The organism is Methylobacterium sp. 77 (genome assembly GCF_000372825.1).
Lineage (GTDB): Bacteria > Pseudomonadota > Alphaproteobacteria > Rhizobiales > Beijerinckiaceae > Methylobacterium.
Window position 1 is genome coordinate 1,838,841 of sequence record NZ_KB910516.1, and the last position, 21,680, is coordinate 1,860,520.

Below are 21,680 nucleotides of genomic sequence, written 5' to 3' on the forward strand. Positions count from 1 at the left end.
CCGGCGGCCAAGGGGGCGCTGTCAGCGACCGATCAGTTCCCGCGCCGGGCCGCCGGTCTCCTGGCCGCGGCCACGGGCGTAGGCCGGGAGTGCCGGGTTCTTGGCGTTGGCGCCATCGGCGTCGCCGTAGATCGGTGCGGATGGGCTGGTGATGAAGCGGACCTGCGGAGCGCGGAGGCCCTGGGCCTGCGAGAGGCCCGTCATGCCGACGAGGGCGGAGGCGGCGAGGGCGACGGCAGCGATCGTACGGGTCATGGTCGATATCCTTCTGGTCGGGTCGTCACGTCGGTTCGTGATGACAAGAAGGTAGCGGCCGACAACCATTCATACTAATGGTTTGATTAGCTAGTTTTAATCGATTGTTTTGATGATTAAGCGCCGCTTGCGAGTTGATGTTTATCGCGGCGGCGCGCGATGCGGGGTCGTGCTAGAGCCGGTGCGTTGACCCTCCGAAGCCCAAGAGCGCCCCGTGTCCGAATCCAGTCTGCTGGCGATCAGCACAGGCCTAAAGCCGCTCTCGCGCCTCCAGCATCCGCGGGACGTGATCCGACAATTCACGCCGAACTGGTTCACCGTGGTGATGGGCACTGGCGTGGTCGCCTTGGCCCTCGACCGTCTGCCGGAGACGCATGCCCTGCTGGCCCCTGTGCCGCTCGGGCTCTGGCTCGCCTCCGTCGTGCTTTTCGCCACCTTCTGCCTAGTCTACGGCGCGCGCTGGATCTTCTACTTCGATGGCGCCCGACGGATCTTCGGACACTCGACGGTGTCGATGTTCTTCGGGGCGATCCCGATGGCACTGGCGACGCTGCTGAACGGGCTGCTGATATTCGGTCCGCCCTATCTCGGCGCAGAGACCGTCCGAATCGCACTGCCACTGTGGTGGTTCGACGTGGCGCTCGCTCTGATCTGTGCTGTCGCGATCCCCTACCTGATGTTCACCCGTCAGGAGCACCGCATCGACCAGATGACGGCCGTATGGCTGCTGCCAGTGGTGACAGCCGAGGTCGTCGCCGTCTCCGGTGGCCTGCTCGCTCCAGCCTTGAGCGGCGAGAGCCAACAACTCGCCGTCATCGTCACGAGCTTCGTGCTCTGGGGCGTCTCGGTCCCGCTGGCGCTGAGCATCCTGGCGATCCTGGTGCTGCGCATGGCGCTGCACAACTTGCCACCGCGTGAGATGGCCGCATCGAGCTGGCTCTCCCTCGGTCCGCTCGGAACCGGGGCGCTCGGCCTGCTCGTGCTGGGGCAGGCCGGTGGCCCGATCCTCGCGGCAGGCGGTTTTGCCGGCGCGCCCGAGATCCTCAGGATCACGGGCCTGATCGGCGCGCTGATCCTCTGGGGCTACGGCGCCTGGTGGTTTCTGCTCTCGCTCGCCGTCACCGTGCGCTACCTACGCGCCGGCGTTCCGTTCAACCTCGGCTGGTGGGGCTACATCTTCCCGCTCGGCGTCTATGCCCTGGCCACCCTGCGGATCGGCGAAGTGACGGCACTCAGCGGGTTCGCCTGGCTCGGAGCGGGCCTCGTCGGCCTGCTGACCCTACTCTGGCTGATCGTGTCCGTGCGCACGTTGCGCGGGGCCTATCGCGGGGAGCTCTTCGTCTCGCCCTGCCTCGCCGGGGCCTGACCGGGCCTCGGGCGCATCCGATCGGTTCAAGCGAGGCCCAGCACGCGGATCAGACCGAGGCTGACGGCGCCGAGTGCGACGAGCGAGGCGACCACCGCCAGGGTCACCCGCGCCCCGGCCTTGGCGACGCTGCGCACATCGACCCCGAGGCCGAGCGCCGCCATCGAGACCACGGTGAGCAGATTGGCGGTCTCCGACATCGGCGCGAGCGCGACCTGCGGAACCAGCCCGGCCGAGCGAAGGCCCGCGAGCGCCAGGAAGGCGAGGATGAACCACGGCACCAAGCGGTGGATCGCGAGGCCGGCGCGAGCAGGGCGGTCGCCAGCGGTGACGCCGGGGGCGGCCTCGTCGGTCTCCTCGCGCAGCCGGCTTGCGCCGAGCGAGAGCATCAGGACGACCGGGCCTAGCATCAGCACCCGGACGAGCTTCACCAGGGTTCCGACCTGGACGCTGAGCGCCGCGACCGGCGCGGTGGCGGCGAGGACTTGCGGAACAGCGTAGACGGTGAGGCCGGCGAGCACGCCGTACTGCATCGGCGACAGACCGAGCAGCGGCACCAGCAGCGGTAGGCCGAGCACCACCAGCACGCCCAGCACCGCGGTGAAGGCGATGGAGGCGGCGACGTCCTCGCCGTCGGCGCCGATCACCGGTGCCGTGGCCGCGATCGCCGAGTTGCCGCAGATCGAGTTCCCGCAGGCCACGAGGATCGCCATGCGCGGATGCAGCCCGAGCGCTCGGCCGATGCCGTAACTCGACAGGATCGCCACCGCGACGACGCCCGCAATGCCGAAGAGCAGGCCCGGTCCGGCGGCGAGGATCGTCGCGAGGCTGAGCGACGCCCCGAGCAGGACGACCGCGATCTCCAGCACGGTCTTGGCCCCGAAGGCGATGCCGGGAAAGAAACGCTGCGACGGGGTCCAGGCGGTGCGAATCGCGCTCCCGAGCAGGATCGCCAGTACCAGGGCTTCGAGCCAAGCGCGACCGAACAGATGCGCCTCGACGGCCTCGAAGCCGACCGCTGCGGCGGTGACCGCCACGCAGAGGCCCAGTCCCGGAAGGATGGCTCTCGTGCCGGCCAAGGCGTGCATCGATCGAGGGTGGGAGAAAAGTCTGGGCGCGGACATGGATGGCTCCGATGTGATGCCGGAGGATCCCAGGGCCCGTTCATTCACTCCAACGGAATGATTAGATGCTTGCCATCACTGAAATAGATGAAAGCAGGACCCCTTCAGAGTTTGCGGAGACCCATTGTGGAGGGCCGACAGGCGGATTCACCCGTCGATCCAGCGGGCCTTGATCGTCGTGTCCGCAGCAAGCTCATAGATCCTGACGGAGCCCGTCGCGAGTTCAAGGTGCTCGACCTCCGCGGGGCTCAGGTCTTCAAGCGCCATGACAAGCGCCCGCAGGCAATTGCCGTGGGCGACGACGAGCACGTCTCCGCCCATAACCGCCGGCTGGATGGTTCGGAGGTAGCATGGGACGATGCGGGCGACGGTATCGCGCAGGCTCTCACCGTTCGGCGGCGCCTCGGCGTAGGAGCGGCGCCAGGTCTCGATCCGCTCCGCCCCCCAGCGCGCATCGGCGGCGATCTTGTCGAGCCCGCTGAGGTCGCCGTAGTCTCGCTCGTCGAGCGCGGCGAAGCGTTGGGGGACCAATCCGGGTTGCCCGAGCGCATCGAGAATAAGCCGGCCGCTCACGATCGCCCGCGTCAGCGTCGAGGTGAAGGCTGCGGAAAAGCGCCAGCTGCGCTCGGCCAAACGCCGCCCGGCTGCCTCGGCTTCCATCCGGCCCTGCTCGGTCAAGGGCGAGTCCAGCAATCCCGTGAACAGGCCGGATCGGTTGGCTACGCTCTGGCCATGCCGGACCAGCACGAGATGTCGCGTGACCGGGGCTTTGCAATCGTGAATCACGCTGTCTCCCGAGGCAGAGCACTTTCGTGCCGGTCGCATCGCCTCTGATGATGTCGGCATCCGACTTCAACGAACTTCGACCATGCGATGGGTTGGACCGTTCATCCGGAGTCGGCGGGTCATCCTAGGTCCGCTTAAGAACGTCTCGCGACTGAAAGCAGCCAAGCTGCTTCCCACCCCAAGCTGACCTCGCGAATGGGTACCAAGCGTCAGATTTCAACCACTAGGGGCCCGCATCCACGGGACCTACGGAAACGGCGCTAGGCAACCATGCTCCGATGGCGCAAAAGAAACCTATGTTATGCGGCAACCTACCGGCCAGGCCGGCCTTTGGTATCCATGCCCCTGCCTGACCCCGCCGATGCCCCCCATGTCCTCGTGGTCGACGACGACGCCCTCATCCTGATGGATGTGTCCGACATCCTGGAGGATGCCGGTTTCGTGGTTCTTGAGGCGATGGACGTCGCCCAGGCGACGCGGGTGCTCGACGAGCACCATGGCAAGGTGCAGCTGCTGTTCACGGACGTGCAGATGCCCGGGCCGGACAACGGCTTCGACCTGGCGCGGCGGACGGCCGTGACGTGGCCCCACATCGCCATCGTGGTCGCCTCCGGCAATGTGCGACCTGAACCCGGGGACCTGCCCGATGGGGCGACGTTCATCGGGAAGCCGTTCAGCCCCTCCTTGGTCCGGCACCACGTGCGCGAGACGATGCCGTCGGAGAAGCACCCCGGGCCCCTTCGGAGGTAAGCCCGGGATCGGTTGGCCGGAGCCCCATGCCTCCTACCGGCTCTCCTCGATCATCGACCGGATGCGAGCGACCCTCGATGTCGGGTTAGGCGAGGTCTTCGAGAATGTCGGAGACCAACATGCCTAACCGTCGGCTCGTCGTCGACCACCAGCATGGTCTCGTCCTCGTTGTCATTCCGCGGCCAAGGGCATCGTGTGCCCCTCGACGGGTTCCGGCTGCATGTCGGATCTCGGCAGTCCCCATCCCTTCACCAGCCCGTATACCGCCGGGATCACGACGAGGGTCAGGACGGTCGACGACACCATGCCGCCGATCATCGGCACCGCGATGCGCTGCATGACCTCGGAGCCCGAGCCGGTGCTCCACAGGATGGGCAACAGCCCGGCTATGATGGCGACCACGGTCATCATCTTGGGCCGCACCCGCTCGACCGCGCCGACCATGATCGCCCGCCTCAGGTCATTTCGCGATAGGGCGCGCCCATCCCGCTCGCACTCCGTCCGGATCTCGGCCAGCGCATGGTCGAGGTAGACCAGCATGATCACCCCGGTCTCGGCGGCGACCCCGGCGAGCGCGATGAAGCCCACGGCCACGGCGACCGATAGGTTGAAGCCCAACCACCACATCAGCCAGACGCCGCCCACCAGTGCGAAGGGCAGCGACAGCATCACGATGAGGGTTTCAGTCAGCCGGCGAAAGTTGAGGTAGAGCAGCAGGAACACGGTCAGGAGGGTCAGGGGCACCACGATCTTGAGCCGGGCCGTGGCGCGGTCGAGGTACTCGACCTGCCCGCTCCACTGGAGGGTGGTCCCGGGTGGCAGGCTCACCTCGCCGGTAACAGCCGCCCGTGCATCGGCCACGTAGCCGCCAAGGTCCCGTCCCGAGACATCGACGTAGATGAAGACCGCGAGTTGCCCGTTCTCGGTCCGGATCTGGGTCGGCCCCCGGGTCAGTGCCACCTTGGCGACTTCGCCCAAGGGGACCGTGCCTCCGCCCGCGATGGGCACCTGCACCTCGGTCGCGATGGATTGTGGGCTCGACCGGAAGGCGCGCGGGTAGCGCACGTTGACGGTGTAGCGCTCGCGGCCCTCGACCGTGTTGGTGACGCTCTCGCCGCCGAGCGCCATGGCGATCACGTCCTGCACGTCCCCGACCGATAGGCCGTAGCGGCCCAGAACCTCCCGGTCGGGCGTGATGTCGAGGAAGTACCCGCCCTGGACGCGCTCGGCATAGGCGCTCGACGTGCCCGGCACCGCCTTCACCACCGCCTCGACCCGGCGGGCGACCTTCTCCATCTCGGCGAGGTCGGTTCCGAGCACCTTGATGCCGACGGGGGTCCGGATGCCGGTGGCGAGCATGTCGATGCGGGCGCGGATCGGCTGGGTCCAGGCATTGGAGACACCGGGGAACTGGAGCGCGGCATCCATCTCGGCTTTGAGGCTCGCCAGCGTCACGCCCGGGCGCCACTCCGCCTTCGGCTTCAGGTTGACGATGGTCTCGAACATCTCGGAGGGCGCCGGGTCCGTCGCGGTCGCGGCCCGTCCGGCCTTGCCGTAGACGGACAGGACTTCCGGGAAGCTCTTCAGGATGGTGTCCTGTCTCCCTAAAAGCTCGCCGGCCTTGGTCACCGAGATGCCCGGCAGGGTGGTCGGCATGTACATCAGGGTGCCCTCGTCGAGATCGGGCATGAACTCGGACCCGAGTTGCAGGGCCGGCCAGACCGAGGCGCCGAGAACGCCCAGCGCGATCAGGATGGTCAGCACCCGCGCCCGCAGGACCCCTGCGATGATGGGACGGTAGAACCAGATCAGGAGCCGGTTCACCGGGTTGCGGTGCTCGGGCACGATGCGGCCGCGCACGAACAGCACCATCAGCGCCGGAACCAGCGTCACCGACAGCACCGCCGCCGCCGCCATCGCGAACGTCTTGGTGAAGGCCAGCGGCCCGAACAGACGCCCTTCCTGGCTTTCCAGGGTGAAGATGGGCAGGAAGCTGACCGTGATGATGAGGAGCGAGAAGAACAGCGAGGGACCGACCTCGGAGGCGGCCTCTATCAGGACCTGGACCCGGGGCTTGCCAGGGTCCGCCCGCTCCAGGTGCTTGTGGGCGTTCTCGATCATGACGATGGCGGCGTCGATCATGGCGCCGACCGCGATGGCGATGCCGCCCAGGCTCATGATGTTGGCGCCCAAGCCCAGCGCCTTCATGCCCGCGAACGCCATTAGGATGCCGACCGGCAGCATCAGGATCGCGACCAGCGCACTGCGGACGTGGAGCAGGAACACGACGCAGACGAGGGCGACGATGGCGCTCTCCTCGATCAGGGTCCCCTTGAGCGTCTCGATGGCCGCCTCGATGAGGTGCGACCGGTCGTAGACAGGCAGGATCTCGGTGCCCTTGGGCAGGCTCGCGGCGACCTCGGCGAGGCGCGCCTTGGCACTCGCGATAACGTCGAGGGCGTTGGCCCCGAAGCGCTGGAGGATGATGCCGCCGGCGACCTCGCCCTCCCCGTTCATCTCGGTGATGCCGCGGCGCTCGTCGGGACCGAGCTCGACCCGGGCGACGTCCTTCACCCGCAGGGGCGTGCCCGCCTCTGTCTTCAGGACGATGCTCTCGATGTCGGCGATGCTCTTGAGGTACCCGCGGCCACGGACGACGAACTCGAACTCGGAGAGCTCGACGGTGCGGCCGCCTACGTCGGCGTTGCTCGCCCGGATCGCGTCCCGGAGCTTCGCCAGGGTGATGCCCTGCGCCCGCAACCGGCTCGGGTCGACGACCACGTTGTACTGTTTGACGAAGCCGCCGACGCCTGCGACCTCGGCCACGCCTTCGGCACGAGAGGCCCCGAAGCGCACGACCCAGTCCTGGAGCGAGCGGAGCTCGGCCAGCGTGCGCTCTTTGGCGACCACGACGTACTGGTAGACCCAGCCGACCCCGGTCGCGTCCGGTCCCAGCGTCGGGGTCACCCCCGCCGGCAGGCGCTTGGCCACGGTGTTTAGGTATTCGAGCACCCGGCTCCGGGCCCAGTATGGGTCGGTGCCGTCCTCGAAGATGACGTAGACGAACGAGACCCCGAAGAACGAGAAGCCGCGCACGACCTTCGACCGGGGCACCGTCAGCATGGCGGTAGTCAGCGGGTAGGTGACCTGGTCCTCGATGACCTGTGGCGCCTGCCCGGGGTACTCGGTGTAGACGATGGTCTGGACGTCCGAGAGGTCCGGGATCGCGTCGAGCGGCAGGGTCCTCAGGGCGTAGAGCCCGGCCCCCACCGCGAACACCGTCCCGATCAACACCAGAACCAGATTCCGGGCCGACCAGCCGATGAGCCGGGCGATCATGGCGCCCTCCCATCGGCCGCCGCCTGCGGACCTGGTTCTACCTTCGGCTCGGAGAGACCCTGCAGCGCCGCCTTGAGGTTGCTCTCGGCGTCGATGAGGAAGTTGGCGGCGGTCACCACCCGGTCGCCTGCCGCGATGCCCTCCCGGACTTCGACGTAGCCGTCGCCGCGGGCACCGAGCTTGACCGGGCGCGGCTCGAAGCGGCCCTCGCCCTTGTCGAGCAGGACGACCTGCCTGGTTCCGGTGTCGATGACGGCGTCGTCGGGGACGGCGACCACGGGCTTGGCGTTCCCGGTCGCGATCTCGACGTCGCCGTACATCCCGGGCCGCAGGTCGCCGTTGAGGTTCGGCAACTCGATGCGCAGGCGGGCCGTCCGGGTCCCCATGGCGAGGTGCGGATAGATCCGCGTCACCGTGCCAGTGAAGGTCCGGTCGGGAAACGTCCGGGCACGCACGGTCGCCGTTTGGCCCTCCGCCACGGACGCCAGGTCGCGTTCGGTCACGTCGACGAGCACCCATACCCGGGTATGGTCGACGAGCTTGAACAGGGTGTCGCCGGACTTGGCGCGCATGCCGTCGGAGACGTTGCGCTCGACCACGACGCCGTCGCGTGGCGCCGACCACGTGATGGTCGCCGGCACTTTTCGGGATCGCTCGATCTCGTCGATGGCCTCGGGCGGGATGCCGAGGTTCTCCAGTCGGCGCCGGGCGCCCTCGTAGCCGATGCCGGTGAGGTACTGCGCGGCGGCCGCGTTCATCTCGGGCGAGAACAGGCGCATGAGCGGCTGGCCCTTGTGGACGTGGTCGCCGGTGGTGACGGCCTCGACCTTCTCAATGAAGGCGTCGGTGCGCATCGCGATGACCGAGATCCGGCGCTCGTCCTCCTCGATGGTTCCAGGAGCCCGCACCGGCATGGATAGGACGCGCCGTGCAGCGACCTCCGTCCGGACGCCGGTTCGCTGGACCTTGCCGGGCGAGAGGGTCACGGTGCCGTCGTCGGTGTCCTCGCCCTCGTAGACGGGGAGGTAGTCCATCCCCATCGAGTCCTTTTTCGGAATCGGCGAAGTGTCCGGAAGGCCCATCGGGTTGCGGTAGAAGCGCACCTTGCGGGCGCTCGCGGGCGTCTTGGCCTGAGCCATGGCCATGTCGCCGTGGCCGGCGTCAGGCATGGCTTCCGCCTCTTCGGGTTCGTCGAAGCGCACGTCCTCGCTGGCGTGGACGGCGCGGTAGTCGCGACCGTCCGCCGTCTGTTTGGGTTCGGAGGCGTAGTCCGGCTTCCCGTCCGGGTCTCGGTAGTAGACCACCGAACCCGTCGCCTTGATCGGAGCCTGCGCGGGCATCGGGGAGGCCGGCCGTGCACCCGGCAGCCAATGGGCGAACCCGGTCCGCGCCTGCTGGACGAGCGCCGGCACGGGGCTGCCCTCATGCCCCGCGCCATAGCCCAGCCCCCCCGCCGCGAGCGCGGCGAGGGTCCCGGCCAGCCATGCCGTCCGGCTCACTTGGTGGCCTTGAACACCAGCTTGTTCTCGACGGTGCCGGTCTCGCCTTGGACCTTGGCCCCGAGCGAGAGGCGCCAGCCGCCGGCCATCGTCAGCTTCGCCTTGAACCGGTAGAGGCCCGGCTCCGGCGAGGGCAGTTGCTCGATCTTGGAGGTCATCTCCTCCATGCTGTCGGGCGCCATATCGATGCGCTTGGCGAAGATGACGGCGTTCGGCACGGGCTTGGACGTGCGCTTGTCGACGAGGCGGACGTCGAGGATGGCCTCGCCCTGCTTGGCTTCGTCCTTCACCAGCTGGAACTCGTAGTCCTTGGTGTCGGCCCGGGCCGCGGCGGTGAGGGCGAGGCCGAGCAGCGCAACCGTGAGGGCGCGCGAAAACGATGTCTTGGTCACGATGTGGGGTCTCCTGAACGCGATGGATGGCCACGCGCGGACGCGCGTCACCGTGCCGGCGCAGGCGCCGACGGCATCGGGTTCAGGCTCGGGGAGGCTCGGAGGGTGGCCCTTGCGAGACGCTGTCGAAGGAGGCGGTGACGGCCCACGCAGTCCCCTCGACGACGGCGACGCGTCCCGGCAACCCTAAGGCGCCGGGCAGGCCGGTGGCGACCTTCGCCAGGCAGAGTGCCATCAGGGGGCAGCCCTTCGAGCAGTCGGGCATGTCCGGCCGCTCCTTGGGGCAGCACGGCATCTCGTCCATGGCCATCCCGGCCATGTCGTCCATGGCCTCGTCGGGCATCGCCATGGCGTGGCCCTGAGCGGCCATCGGCGCATGCATGCCCGCGGCGGCCGCGGATGCGGTCACCGGCGCAAGGGCGAGGCTGAGGACCGCAAGGAGCGGAAGCAGCCGCCGAAGGGCGAGCCAGAAGGTCACGGACGGACGATGCCACATCGCGGAGCGGTGAGGAAGGGAGGTGACTACCGGACGCGCCAGAGGGATACGGCGAGCGCGACGTTCGCGAGGGCGAGCACGGTCAAGAGGGCGTAGGTCGCATCGGCGCCCGCCTGCGTCAGCACGACCGCCCCGAGGGAGGGCGCAAGCGCCTGCGCCACCAGCCCCGGACGGGCGAGCCGGCCAACGAGCGGGGCGTAGCGCTCGGGACCGAACAGCGCGAGGGGCACCGTCCCGCGGGCGATGGAATAGATCCCGTTGCCGGCGCCGTAGAGGACCAGCGACAGCCCCACCACGGGCAGACCAGCCGCCAGCATCGCGACCCCGATGGCGACGAGGACCATCGCCGCGGTGAGGGTCCATAGAGGGTGATGCCGGCCCTTCCCGGCCATCTCGACGATGCGCGCCCCCACCTGTGACGGGCCGATCAGCGCGCCGTATGCGACGGCCGAGGTCAGCGCCACGCCACGGGCCTGGAGAAGGGTAATGAGGTGCACCGAGACCATGGCCATTACGGTGCCGCCGAGGGTCAGGACCCCCGCCATGAGGAGGAAGGCACGCCGCTCGCGTGCATCGAGCCGGACGGCCGAGACCGGGCCCTCGGAACGTGCTGGCCCGTGGGCAGGGGGGTGCGGGATGACGAGCAGGACGAGGGGAAGCGTGACCGCCAGGTGCAGCCCGGCATAGGCGAGGCAGGTGCCGCGCCAGCCTACCCGTTCGATCAGGAAGGCCGAGAGCGGCCAGCACACCGTGCTGGCGAAGCCGCCCCACAGGGTCAGGGTCGTGATGGCGGGTCTTGCCTCGGCGCCGTAGAGCCGACCAAGCGTGGCAAAGGCCGGATCGTACAGGCCGGTGCCCATGCCGAGCCCGACGAGGAGCCAGCCCACCAGGTAGGTCGGCAGGTTCGGCGCGAGGCCGAGGACGCCGAGGCCCAAGGCAAGGACCACGGCCGCGAAGGCCAGAACGGGCCTACCGCCGTGCTCCCCGATGAACGCTCCGACCCGTGGCGAGACCAAGCCCGCGACGAGGAGGCCGAGGGACAGCCCTCCGATGACCCAGCCGAGGGGCCATCCCGTATCCTTCGACATCGGCGCGGCCAGAACCGACAGGAGATAAAACGAGGAGCCCCAGGTCAGGATCTGGATCACGCCCAGGGCCGAGATCACGGGCCAGCGGCGCGCCGGGGTCATCGGTTCGCTACCGCGCCCCAAGAACGGGTAGCCACACTGTAAGGGCCGCCAGGGTGACGAGGAGCACCGGCGGCGTGATGACCAGACCCACCCGCATGTACTGGCCCCACGTGATGTGCTGGCCCTTGGTGTCGAGGACGTGGAGCCAGAGCAGGGTCGCCAGGCTCCCGATGGGGGTGAATTTCGGGCCGAGGTCGCAGCCGATGACGTTGGCGTAGATCATGAGCTCGCGCGTCAGGGGTGAGAGATTTGGGGCCTGCTGGATTGAGAGTGCACCCACCAGCACGCTCGGCATGTTGTTCATGACCGAGGACAGGATGGCGGCGGCGAACCCGGTCCCGATGGTGGCGACGAACGGGCCAAAGCCCGAGAGCCATACGAGCCCCTGCGCCAGGTAGCCGGTCAGCCCGGCATTCTTCAGGCCGTAGACCACGAGGTACATGCCGAGGCTGAACAGCACGATCTGCCAGGGGGCGCCGGTCAGGACCTTGCGAATGGGGATGACGCGGCTGCGGTTGGCCAGCGCCAGGAGGATCAGTGCGCCGGCACAGGTGACCACCGAGACCGGCACGCCGAACGGTGCGGTCACAAAGTAGGCGACCAGAAGCAGACCGAGGAGCGGGAAGGCCGCCCGGAAGACCAGCGGGTCCTTGATCGCGTGGCGCGGCGCTTCGAGCTCGGCTACCGGGTACGTGGCCGGAAGGTCGCGCCGGTAGAACAGCCACAGCACCACCAGGGTCGCTGCCAACGAGACCAGGTTCACCGGCACCATCACGGCCGCGTAGCGGCTAAAGGAGATGTCGAAGAAGTTCGCCGAGACGATGTTGACGAGGTTCGAGATCACCAGCGGCAGGCTCGTCGAGTCTGCCACGAACCCGCAGGCAACAATGAAGGCCAGCGCGGCCGCCGGCTTGAAGTTCAGCCGGAGCAGGATGGCGAGCACAATGGGGGTGAGCAGGAGGGCCGCCCCGTCATTGGCGAACACCGCCGCGATGGCTGCACCCAGGAGGATGAGCAGCGGGAAGAGCAGGCGTCCCCGGCCGCCGCCCCAGCGGGCGATGTGGAGCGCCGCCCAATGGAAGAAGCCGGCTTCGTCGAGGAGCAGCGAGATGATGATCAGCGCCACGAAGGTGAAGGTCGCGTCCCAGACGATGTGCCAGACCACCGGGATGTCGCCGGGGCTGATGACCCCGGTGGCCAGCGCCACGGCGGCCCCGATGAGGGCGCTCCACCCGATGCCGAGCCCCTTCGGCTGCCAGATGACGAAGACGAGGGTGACCACGAAGATGGCAAGGGCGAGCATCGGGACCGTTTCTTGTTCTTGTGTACGTGGAGCGGATCAGGCGGTGGCGACGCGGCGCCCGTGCTCGTCGACGACGCGCTCGCCGTCTTCCTTCACGAACTCGCCCTGCTGGGCCGGGAGGAGGTCGAGGACCGCCTCGGAGGGCCGGCACAGGGCAACGCCCTTCGGGCTCACCACCAGGGGGCGGTTCAGCAGGATCGGGTGCTCGGCGATGGCGTCGAGAAGCTGGTCGTCCGTCAGGCTCGGGTCCGAGAGCCCGAGTTCGGCGTAGGGCGTGACCTTCTCGCGGAGCAGAGCGCGGACGGTGACGCCAGCCCTGTCGGCGAGTTGGCGCACCAGGATCCGGTTCGGTGGCGTCTTGAGGTACTCGACCACATGCGGCTCGATGCCGGCGTTGCGGATCAGGGCCAGGGTGTTGCGGGACGTGCCGCAATCCGGGTTGTGGTAGATGACGACGTCCATCACGCGACCTCCGGGCGGGGCGAGGTGGCGCCGGCCCGCTGGCCGATCTCGCGCACCTTGGACGAGAGCGCCACGCCACTAAGGCTGTCGAGCGGCAGAGCGACGAAGGCTCCGATCCGGTTCTTCAGGTAGCGTTGGGCGGTGATGAACGCCGCCTTGCGCTGCATGTCGCTGCCTTCGACGGCTGCAGGGTCCTCGATGCCCCAGTGCGCCGTCACCGGCTGGCCGGGCCAGTAGGGGCAAGCCTCGCCGGCGGCGTTGTCACAGACCGTGAAGACGAAATCCATGACCGGCGCGTCGGGGCCGGCGAACGCGTCCCACGACTTCGAGCGCAGCCCCTCGGTCGGGTACTCCGTCTCGCGCAGAACCTGAACGGCGAGCGGGTTCACGTCCGCCTTCGGCTGGCTGCCGGCGGAAAAGGCCCGGAAACGACCCTGGCCCTCCTTGTTGAGCATGGCCTCCGCCAGGATCGAGCGAGCGGAGTTACCGGTGCAGAGGAACAGGACGTTGTAGACGCGGTCAGGCATGAGCGGTGTCTCCGGTGGGCAGGCAGCAGGCGGCGAGCGCGGCGACGGCGGGGGCGCAGACCTCGGGTCGCCCTTGGCAGCAATCGCGCATCAGAAATTGGATGAGCTCGGACAGGTCCGGGTAGGCGGCGCTGTAGATGATCGAGCGTCCCTCGCGCCGCGAGGTGACCAGCCCGGCATGGCTGAGCTCCTTCAGGTGAAATGACAGGTTGGTGCCCGAGACGCCGACCGCCTCGGCCAGCATGCCGGCCGCCATGCCTTCAGGGCCGGCGGTGACGAGCTGGCGCACGATGCGTAGGCGATGCTCCTGCCCAAGGGCCGCGAAGGCGGCGACGGCTTGCCGTTCGTCCATCATGATGTCAATATCTCAACCATCGTTGAAACGTAAAGGAACGAAGCGTCTTGGACAAGCCCCAACAGCCTTTCGCCGATGGATTGCCCAACCTCAGCGAGGAGCACTTCGTGGTCCCGGCGGCGACCGACCTTCAGGTGCAGGCACCGTTCACCCACGCCCCACGCTTCCTGATCCTGTACGGCTCGCTCCGGGAGCGTTCCTTCAGCCGCTTCCTGGCCTACGAGGCCGCGCGTCTCCTGGAGGCGATGGGAGGCGAGGTGCGGATCTACGACGCGCACGGCCTGCCGCTGCCCGACGACGCCACGGCCGATCACCCCAAGGTCGAGGAACTCCGGAACCTCTCGATCTGGTCCGAGGGCCACGTCTGGGTCAGCCCCGAGCGCCACGGCGCCATGACCGGGGTGATCAAGAGCCAGATCGACTGGCTCCCCCTGTCGGAAGGGTCGGTGCGCCCGACGCAGGGCCGGACCCTGGCCGTGATGCAGGTCTCGGGCGGCTCGCAGTCCTTCAACGCGGTCAACGGCCTGCGTGTGCTCGGGCGCTGGATGCGGATGATCACCATCCCGAACCAGTCTTCGGTCCCGATGGCCTATAAGGAATTTGACGAGGCCGGCCGGATGAGGCCTGGGCCGCTCTACGATCGGGTGGTCGACGTCTGCGAGGAATTGGTCAGGTTCACGCTCCTGACCCGCGAGCGCTCCTCCTATCTCGTTGACCGCTACTCCGAACGGAAAGAGCGAGAGCCTGAGCGCCTCAAGGCCGTCGCCGTCGACATCGGGTTCGTCAAGCGCTGAACCACTGCCCGTGGGGTGTTGGATCAAAGCCGAGTGGCCGCGAGTTGCGTTAGACAGCCCTTCGACGTCACAGCGATATTCGGTTCAGGATGGCATCCGAAGGCAAGATCGGCGGATGATCTCGCTGCCTCCGGCCGTCACATCCCCGGTTGGGGTGTGTCGTCCTCATCATCGGTCAGGTCGAGATCGACGGCCAGCCTGAGACGCGGCTCCATTCTGTCGGGCAGCACTCGGAGGATGACGACCTCAGCGTGCCCATGCCCGTCCCCCTGCACCCGATAGTACAGGACATGGGACGGCCCTCCCTTCCGTCCGGTCGCGAGTGCAACGTGGAGGGAACGCGTTTCGGGACCGAGGTTGGGCCTGGCTTTCGACGAAGGTGTATCTGATGCGTCGGCGACCATGCCAATCGCCCGGTCTATGTAGCCCACGTTAGCTTCGAGTTGGCGGGTACCGAACTCCTGGTGGGTTTCGACGAGTATGCGTTCGATATCGCTTTTCGCGGCGCTCCAGGGGTCAGAGTCGAGGGTGGCGGTCCCTGATTTTCATCGTGTGAGCGCTTCTTGAGGCGGCGGTGATCGCATCGCGGGCCCAAATCCCGCAAGCTCGGAGCGGGAGAGATCCACAGCGCAGGATGAGCGCAGGACGACTGGAACAAAACGTGTTCAGACGACATTATTCCTGAACTTGGCCGCCGCCTGGGGGGCTCATTGCGCACGAAATCCGGGCCAGGGGCCAGGAAGGCTACACCACCCAAGACGAAAGGGGCGGCGGTCGCGTGCGCCTCCAGTCCGCCAAAGCCGAGCGCACCAAAGGCGAAGACGAAGAAGCCAACGGTTCGGATCTTCGTGTCCTACAGCCACGCGAACTCAGCACAGCAGGCAAAGCTGCAGGTCCACCTGGCGCAACTGAAGCGCGACGAGGTCGAGACCTGGTTCGATGGCGACATGGAAGCCGGTGACGCACTGAACAGCAAGATCTCCCGTAAGCTTCGGGAGGCCCACGTCTTCGTGGCGTTGATGAGCCCCGAGTACATCCACAGCCACTGGTGCCAACTGGAGTACCGCCGTGCGATGGGCCGCCGGGCCAGGGGCGCAATGCGTGTGGTGGTCGTCGTGCTCCGCCATTGCGACTGGAAGGATACCGGCGCTTCGGCGCTAAAGGTGTTGCCGCGAGACGGCCGGGTGGTGAGCAACTGGCGAACCGCGGACGAGGCTTTTCACGACGTGACCCAGGGCATCCGCGGGGCGGTCAGGACGGTGCGCGCCTCGCTGGCCGAGGATGCCAAAGCGAGGCCTGCCAGGGCGGCCAGGAGCAAGGCATCCACAGGGAACGCCAAGACCGCCGGCGCTCGACGGATGAAGGGGGCCACGGGCCCGAAGCGGACCAAGGACGGTCCGCCGACGCGAAGTCGGGTTTCCGGTTGAACCATATAATTCGGGGGGCGGCCCGTGGGGTCGGAATGGGCATGCCGAAGAACATTGTCGTCTTTTCGGACGGGACCGGCCAGGAGGGCGGGCTGCGCGAGGAGCAGCGCCTCAGCAACGTCTACAAACTCTATCGCGTCTGCCGGGTTGGCCCGGACAGCGGCATCGACCCGAAGGATCAGGTGGCGTTCTACGACCCCGGGTTGGGGACCGACGGCTCAGCCACCGGGTTGCTGAGCGCCTACCGAAGGCTGCAGAAGCTCCTGTCCTCGGTGACGGGCCTCGGCATCACGAAGAACATCGCCGACTGCTACGCCTTCATCATCGACCACTACGAGCCGGGCGACCGTATCTTCCTCGTGGGCTTCAGCCGAGGAGCCTACACGGCCCGTTGCGTGGCAAACGTGCTCTTCCTGTGTGGCGTCCCGACGATTGCGCCCGGGGGCGAGTGCAAGGCCCCAAGCCTTTGGGCGGCGGTTGGCCAATGGATGAAGGAGAAGCTTCCAGGCCGGAAGCACGCGCTCCCGCCGCCGGCCGAGGCACTACCCCCCGGCAGTTACCTTCCACGGTTTCGGAAGACGACCCGCGACATCGCCAACGAGGCGGTGATGGGAGTCTACGAGTATGGCGCCGGGTCCCCTCGGGGCGACTACGACCGGGAGCGCCAGGAGCTGGCGCGTCGGTTCCGGCACCGATACGGGTCAGGCGACGACCTGAGGTCGAACGTGGCTCCTCATTTCGTAGGCGTGTTCGACACCGTCGCATCCCTCGGATCGGTCGGCGTACGGCGTTGGGGCCTCGCGGCAGGGCTGTTCGCGCTGGCCGCCGTGCTCGCCGCCGGGCCGTCGGTCGTGCTCGACCTTGCATTCCATACGGGGTTCTGGAAGCCGTTCGCGGTCGTCGCGATCCTCGGCGCGGCTTTCGTCCTGTGGCGCTGGCTTCCTACCACCATCAAGTTCATCGTGAACTCCCCCGTCAACGGCAAGACGCGCTTCAACCTCGCGCAATGGCGGTCCGGGAACTACGACAGGTTCCTCAGCGGCCACGTCGGCTACGGTCGGCACGCCCTGGCAATCGACGAGACCCGCGCCGACTTCCCCCGTGTCGAATGGGCGAAGAAGGACGCCATTCGCCAAAGGGTCGGCGACGAGCCCGATCCGCTGATCCAGATGTGGTTCGCAGGCAACCATTCCGACGTGGGCGGGAGTTATCCCGAGGTCGAAAGCCGGCTCTCCGACATCGCGCTGGACTGGATGGTCGAGGAGGCCACGACCATTCCGTATCCGCTCCTGGTCGACGGGATGGAACCGGGCAAGACGGGTACCGGGCGATTGCACCTGCACCCGGCCTTCGACGGCATGCAGCACTGCGAGGTCGCCGGGATGCGCGACACCATCGCGGGCATCGTCCCCGGCTGGCTCCTGCCATTGGCCGGCAGGCTGGGCTGGGCGGTGAAGCCACGCTACGTGCCGCCCGGGGCGCCTGTCCATGAGACCGTCTACCGGCGCTTCCGGTTGGCCGAGGTGACGCAATGCACCGGCAGGGGCCCCTACCGACCGGAGGCGCTGGCCACCCACGGGGATTTCAACGACGGATCTCCGGCCGCCCCTGCACCCGCGCAGGCTTCGGCTCCGGGCACGCCCTAACCATCATCCTTTCACATGCAGGCCTCCGCCGAGGCCGACCGGACAACGAGGTCTCGGATGAAGCTCGACAGTTTCAGGGTCACGAATTTTCGCAGCGTCGAGGATTCCGGCGAGATCACCCTCGGCGACATGGCCTGCCTCGTCGGCAAGAACGAGGCAGGCAAGACGGCACTGCTTCACGCGCTCGCCGGCCTGAAACCTCATGCGTCGACGCCTATCACGTTCGACCGTGAGCGGGACTACCCGCGGCGTTACCTGAACGAATACGAGAGGCGTCACGCGGACGACGACGCCATGGTCATCGCGACCCGGTGGACCTTGTCCGACGCCGAGATGAACGACCTCGCCGCATCTTTCGGGCCCGGCTGCCTCGCGTCGTCCCAGGTGACCCTCAGCCGGCGCTACGGTGGCGGGATCGGAGTGACCGTGCACCTCGACGAGGCCGCCTGCATGGCCTTCCTCACCGACAGGCATGGGCTAACCGAGGATGAGCGACGCGCCTTTGCGGCCTCCGGTTCGGCGGCAGCGGTCCGGAAGGCCCTGGAGGGCCTGGAGGAAATATCCGCAGCCCAACAGGCGCTACTGGATGCCCTGGAAGCCTTGCCAGGCAAATCGGTGCTCAACGCTATTGCGAGCCACGTTCGCTCGGCCTGCCCAAGCTTCATGTACTTCTCGCACTACGACCGCATGGCCGGCCAGATCCGCGTCGACGACATCGAGAGGGACGAGGATGGCGGCGTCCATCGATTTGGTCGCCGCCCGCATAGGTCGAGCGAGCCTCTCGAAGTCCCCGAGCTGGTTTTCCTCGATTTCCTGGAGTTCGCCGGGACCTCGGTCGAGGAGATCCGCGAGTCGAAGACCTACGAGTCGCTGAACGCGAAATGCGAATCCGCGTCGAACGCGATCACCGACCAACTGCGGGAATACTGGACCCAGAACCCGTTCCTGGAGATCGAGGTCAGGGTCACAAAGGCGGAGCCGAACGACCCCGCGCCGTTTGACGAGGGCGTGATCGCGCGCGCCCGCGTCAAAAACATCCTGCATCGCGTCTCGGTCCCCTTCTCGGAGCGGAGCGCCGGTTTCATCTGGTTCTTCTCGTTCCTGGTGAAGTTCGCCCAGGTCAGCAAGCAGGGCGGCAGCCTGGTGCTCCTGCTCGACGAGCCAGGGCTGACCCTTCACGGAAAGGCCCAGGCCGACCTGTTGAGGTACTTCGGCGACAAGCTGGTGCCCCACCACCAGGTGGTGTTCTCGACCCATTCGCCGTTCATGGTTCCACCCGACGACCTGACGCTCTCGCGCATCGTCGAGGACCAGATCGAACAGCGGCCGAACGGCTTCCCGACGACGAAGGGCACCAAGGTGCGCGATGACGTCCTGGCGACCGATCCGGACACGCTGTTCCCGCTCCAGGCGGCGCTGGGCTACGACGTGACCCAGGCCCTGTTTATCGGCAAGCACACCTTGCTGGTCGAGGGGCCCGGCGACCTCGTCTTCCTCAATGCGCTCTCGGCCCAGTTGAAGCGCCGCAAGCGTATCGCGCTCGATCCGCGCTGGACGATCTGCCCGGCCGGCGGCCTCGACAAGATCCAGTCGTTCGTCTCGCTGTTCAAGGGCGCGAAGCTGCACATCGCGGTGATGTCCGACAGGGCTCAGGGCGACAAGCGCAAGCTGGAGCAACTCCGGGCCGCAGGTGCGATCCCCGAGAACCGCATCATGAACTACCCCGACGTGCTCGGCCTGCCAGAGGGGGATGTCGAGGACATCTTCGACCCGGAAGTCTACCTCGCCATTGTCAACGGAGCCTACGGCCTGAAGGGCCGCGGTGTGCTGACGACCGCCAAGCTCGACAAGGAGGCGGGGGGTATTGTGCGACTGGTCAAGCGGGTGGAGGCGGCCTTCAAGCTGCTGCCTCCCGACACGCCAGAGTTCGATCACTTCACGCCGGCGGACTGGCTTATTCGCAATCCCGCCGTTCTGGACGAAAAGACCCCCGCCATCGAGGCCACCCTGGACAATGCGGAGAAGGTGATCCGGGCGATCAACGGCGCCCTGCCTACGTAGTCCACCCCTACCGTCCGTGGCATCCCTTCGCGGACGGCGGGTGCATGAACCGCCTCTATCGCGGGAGACGGGTTTTCCCCACTCCACCATCGGCGGGACCTCATCGAATTGTGGCTTCGCACCCAAGCGTAGCCGCTATACGGAACCGGCCAAACGTGTTCTGCTTTTGTTCCTGGACTCTTGGAGGAGCACCATGCAGATCACTGGCATAAACATCGGCTTTTCCATGCCGGTGTCCCTTCTCGCCAAGCCTGTCCAGGCCGGCTTCCCGAGTCCGGCCGACGACTTCATCGAGGAAGAGATCGACCTCCAGCGCCTACTGATCGTCAACCGCCCGGCCACCTTCCTGGTCCGGGTCGCCGGCGACAGCATGATCCTAGCCCGCCTGTTCGACGGCGACCTCGCCGTCGTCGACCGCTCGCTCACCCCGCGCAACGGCGACATCGTCGTTGTCGACATCGACGGCGAGCGATCCTTCAAGGTCTGGAAGCGCCAAGGGCCGCGCATCTCGCTGCACTTCGCCAACCCTCGCTTCCCCGAGTTCCAACTCTCCCCCGACGCTGTCATTGAGGTCTGGGGCGTCGTCTCCGGGTCCGTCTGTGCGAAGCGCCGCTGCGAATGAGCGCCCGGGCCTACGCGCTCTCCGACGGCAACTCGTTCTACTGCTCGTGCGAGCGGGTCTTCGATGCTCGGCTGGCGAAGGTGCCGGTGATCGTGCTGTCCAACAACGATGGCTGCGCGATTGCCCGGACCAACGAGGCCAAGGCGCTCGGCATCCGGATGGGCGAGCCCTGGTTCAAGATCCGGGACATGTGCCGGCAGCAGGGTGTCCAAGTCTACTCCTCGAACTACGCCCTTTATGGAGACATGTCGGCCCGGGTGAACGCGGTCTACCGGGACTTCTCGCCCCGCATCGAGATTTACTCCATCGACGAGAGTTTTCTCGACATCTCCGACGTGCGCAACCAGGACCGGGCGTCCTTATGCAGGGACATGCGGGCGACCGTACGGGCCTGGACGGGCATCCCCACCTGCGTCGGCATCGGGTCGACCAAGACGTTGGCCAAGCTCGCCAACCACATCGCCAAGAAGGTACCCGAGCTCGAAGGGGTCTGCGACCTGACCGACCCGGAGCAGTACGACCACTGGATCATCCGCATCCCGGTGGGCGACATCTGGGGTGTGGGGCCGGCAAACGCCCGGCGCCTGGAAGCCCTGGGATGCGACAGCGCCGCCGATGTCCGCGACTTCGACCCACGCGTCGCCCGCAAGGCCATGACAGTCGTGGGCGAGCGCCTCGTCCACGAGCTGCGGGGTATGGCCTGCCTAGACCTGGAGACGGTAGCCGCCACCCGTAAGGGATGCGCCGTCACCCGGTCGTTCTCCGAGCGCGTCGAGGATCGCGCCACCATGGAGCAGGCCGTCGCCACCCATGCCTCCAGACTCGGCGAGAAGCTCCGCCGCGAGGGGTTGGCGACCAACCACGTGACGGTCTTCTTCCACACCTCGGAGCATGACCGCGACCGGCCTCAACGCTCGGTCTCGACCGTCGTGACGCTCCCCGAGGCGACCAGCGACACTCTCGCCCTGGTGAAGGCCGCCACCCACGGCGTCCGGAAGACCAGGCGGGACGGGTTCCGCTATTCCAAGGCCGGGGTGGTCACCACCGACCTGATGCCGCTGGCCGCATCGCAGCGTGCGATGCCGGGCTTGGGCCAACTCGACCGCGAGATGGGAGCCGCCCTGATGGAGGCGCTCGACGCCTGCAATCGCCGCTTCGGACGAGGCGCCGTCGTCCCGGGCGCCGCCGGGTTCGCCCCGAACCGCGAATGGTCGACCAAGTTCAAGATGCGGTCGCCCCGTTACACGACCCGCCTCGACGAGATTCCGATAGTCGCCGCGGCCTGA

The 21,680-nt window shown here is 67.4% G+C and carries 20 protein-coding genes; 8 read left to right on the forward strand and 12 right to left on the reverse strand.

Annotated features, from left to right (window positions below; all coding sequences use genetic code 11):
- Positions 1–21: 21 nt before the first annotated feature.
- Positions 22–255, reverse strand: a complete 234-nt coding sequence (locus tag A3OK_RS0108715; protein ID WP_018044302.1) for a hypothetical protein — start codon at positions 253–255, stop codon at positions 22–24.
- A 214-nt stretch (positions 256–469) separates the two neighbouring features.
- Between A3OK_RS0108715 and A3OK_RS0108720 the strand changes: the two genes are divergently transcribed.
- Positions 470–1,621 (forward strand): TDT family transporter, encoded by a 1,152-nt coding sequence (locus A3OK_RS0108720; protein ID WP_018044303.1) that lies wholly within the window; start codon positions 470–472, stop codon positions 1,619–1,621.
- A 26-nt stretch (positions 1,622–1,647) separates the two neighbouring features.
- Here A3OK_RS0108720 and A3OK_RS0108725 read toward each other — a convergent pair whose 3' ends face one another.
- Both A3OK_RS0108725 and A3OK_RS0108730 read right to left on the reverse strand, forming a co-directional pair.
- The gene (locus A3OK_RS0108725) at positions 1,648–2,709 is read right to left on the reverse strand and encodes a putative sulfate exporter family transporter (RefSeq protein ID WP_018044304.1); all 1,062 of its coding nucleotides are present in this window, start codon (positions 2,707–2,709) and stop codon (positions 1,648–1,650) included.
- Between the two features lie 183 nt (positions 2,710–2,892).
- A complete protein-coding gene (locus tag A3OK_RS0108730) occupies positions 2,893–3,531 on the reverse strand; it encodes a 2,3-bisphosphoglycerate-dependent phosphoglycerate mutase (RefSeq protein ID WP_018044305.1) in 639 nt (212 codons plus the stop codon).
- Between the two features lie 339 nt (positions 3,532–3,870).
- On the opposite strand from A3OK_RS0108730, the gene A3OK_RS0108735 reads away from it, so the two are divergent.
- Complete coding sequence (locus A3OK_RS0108735; RefSeq protein WP_051074325.1) at positions 3,871–4,281, forward strand: response regulator; 411 nt, start codon at positions 3,871–3,873, stop codon at positions 4,279–4,281.
- Between the two features lie 171 nt (positions 4,282–4,452).
- On the opposite strand, the gene A3OK_RS0108740 is transcribed toward A3OK_RS0108735, so the two are convergent.
- From A3OK_RS0108740 to A3OK_RS0108780, 9 genes are all read right to left on the reverse strand, one after another.
- Positions 4,453–7,620, reverse strand: a complete 3,168-nt coding sequence (locus tag A3OK_RS0108740) for a CusA/CzcA family heavy metal efflux RND transporter (protein WP_018044307.1) — start codon at positions 7,618–7,620, stop codon at positions 4,453–4,455.
- Positions 7,617–9,119 carry an efflux RND transporter periplasmic adaptor subunit gene (locus tag A3OK_RS0108745; protein WP_018044308.1) on the reverse strand — a complete coding sequence of 501 codons (1,503 nt, stop codon included), beginning with the start codon at positions 9,117–9,119 and terminating at the stop codon, positions 7,617–7,619. Before A3OK_RS0108745 ends, A3OK_RS0108740 begins: the two co-directional genes overlap by 4 nt.
- Entirely contained in the window at positions 9,116–9,511 is a 396-nt protein-coding gene (locus A3OK_RS0108750) for a FixH family protein (RefSeq protein ID WP_018044309.1), read from the reverse strand. Before A3OK_RS0108750 ends, A3OK_RS0108745 begins: the two co-directional genes overlap by 4 nt.
- Positions 9,512–9,593: 82 nt before the next feature.
- A complete protein-coding gene (locus A3OK_RS0108755; RefSeq protein WP_018044310.1) occupies positions 9,594–9,989 on the reverse strand; it encodes a hypothetical protein in 396 nt (131 codons plus the stop codon).
- Positions 9,990–10,033: 44 nt separating this feature from the next.
- Positions 10,034–11,197 (reverse strand): MFS transporter, encoded by a 1,164-nt coding sequence (locus A3OK_RS0108760; protein ID WP_018044311.1) that lies wholly within the window; start codon positions 11,195–11,197, stop codon positions 10,034–10,036.
- Between the two features lie 7 nt (positions 11,198–11,204).
- On the reverse strand, positions 11,205–12,500 hold the full coding sequence (locus A3OK_RS0108765; protein ID WP_018044312.1) for an arsenic transporter: 1,296 nt from the start codon (positions 12,498–12,500) through the stop codon (positions 11,205–11,207).
- A 36-nt stretch (positions 12,501–12,536) separates the two neighbouring features.
- Entirely contained in the window at positions 12,537–12,962 is a 426-nt protein-coding gene (arsC, locus tag A3OK_RS0108770; protein ID WP_018044313.1) for an arsenate reductase (glutaredoxin), read from the reverse strand.
- A complete protein-coding gene (locus A3OK_RS0108775) occupies positions 12,962–13,489 on the reverse strand; it encodes an arsenate reductase ArsC (RefSeq protein ID WP_018044314.1) in 528 nt (175 codons plus the stop codon). The genes arsC and A3OK_RS0108775 overlap by 1 nt, the downstream gene beginning before the upstream one ends.
- Positions 13,482–13,841, reverse strand: a complete 360-nt coding sequence (locus A3OK_RS0108780; RefSeq protein WP_026176011.1) for a metalloregulator ArsR/SmtB family transcription factor — start codon at positions 13,839–13,841, stop codon at positions 13,482–13,484. Before A3OK_RS0108780 ends, A3OK_RS0108775 begins: the two co-directional genes overlap by 8 nt.
- Before the next feature lie 50 nt (positions 13,842–13,891).
- Here A3OK_RS0108780 and arsH point away from each other — a divergent pair, with 50 nt between their 5' ends.
- From arsH to A3OK_RS0108815, 6 genes are all read left to right on the forward strand, one after another.
- Positions 13,892–14,638: an arsenical resistance protein ArsH gene (arsH, locus tag A3OK_RS0108785; protein WP_018044316.1), complete on the forward strand. Its 747-nt coding sequence runs from the start codon at positions 13,892–13,894 to the stop codon at positions 14,636–14,638.
- A gap of 848 nt (positions 14,639–15,486) precedes the next feature.
- Positions 15,487–16,065: a toll/interleukin-1 receptor domain-containing protein gene (locus A3OK_RS0108795; protein ID WP_018044318.1), complete on the forward strand. Its 579-nt coding sequence runs from the start codon at positions 15,487–15,489 to the stop codon at positions 16,063–16,065.
- 41 nt (positions 16,066–16,106) lie between these two features.
- On the forward strand, positions 16,107–17,711 hold the full coding sequence (locus tag A3OK_RS0108800) for a DUF2235 domain-containing protein (RefSeq protein WP_026176012.1): 1,605 nt from the start codon (positions 16,107–16,109) through the stop codon (positions 17,709–17,711).
- A 57-nt stretch (positions 17,712–17,768) separates the two neighbouring features.
- Positions 17,769–19,772 (forward strand): AAA family ATPase, encoded by a 2,004-nt coding sequence (locus A3OK_RS0108805; protein ID WP_018044320.1) that lies wholly within the window; start codon positions 17,769–17,771, stop codon positions 19,770–19,772.
- Positions 19,773–19,965: 193 nt separating this feature from the next.
- Positions 19,966–20,394, forward strand: a complete 429-nt coding sequence (locus A3OK_RS0108810) for a S24 family peptidase (protein ID WP_018044321.1) — start codon at positions 19,966–19,968, stop codon at positions 20,392–20,394.
- Positions 20,391–21,680 (forward strand): Y-family DNA polymerase, encoded by a 1,290-nt coding sequence (locus A3OK_RS0108815; protein WP_018044322.1) that lies wholly within the window; start codon positions 20,391–20,393, stop codon positions 21,678–21,680. The genes A3OK_RS0108810 and A3OK_RS0108815 overlap by 4 nt, the downstream gene beginning before the upstream one ends.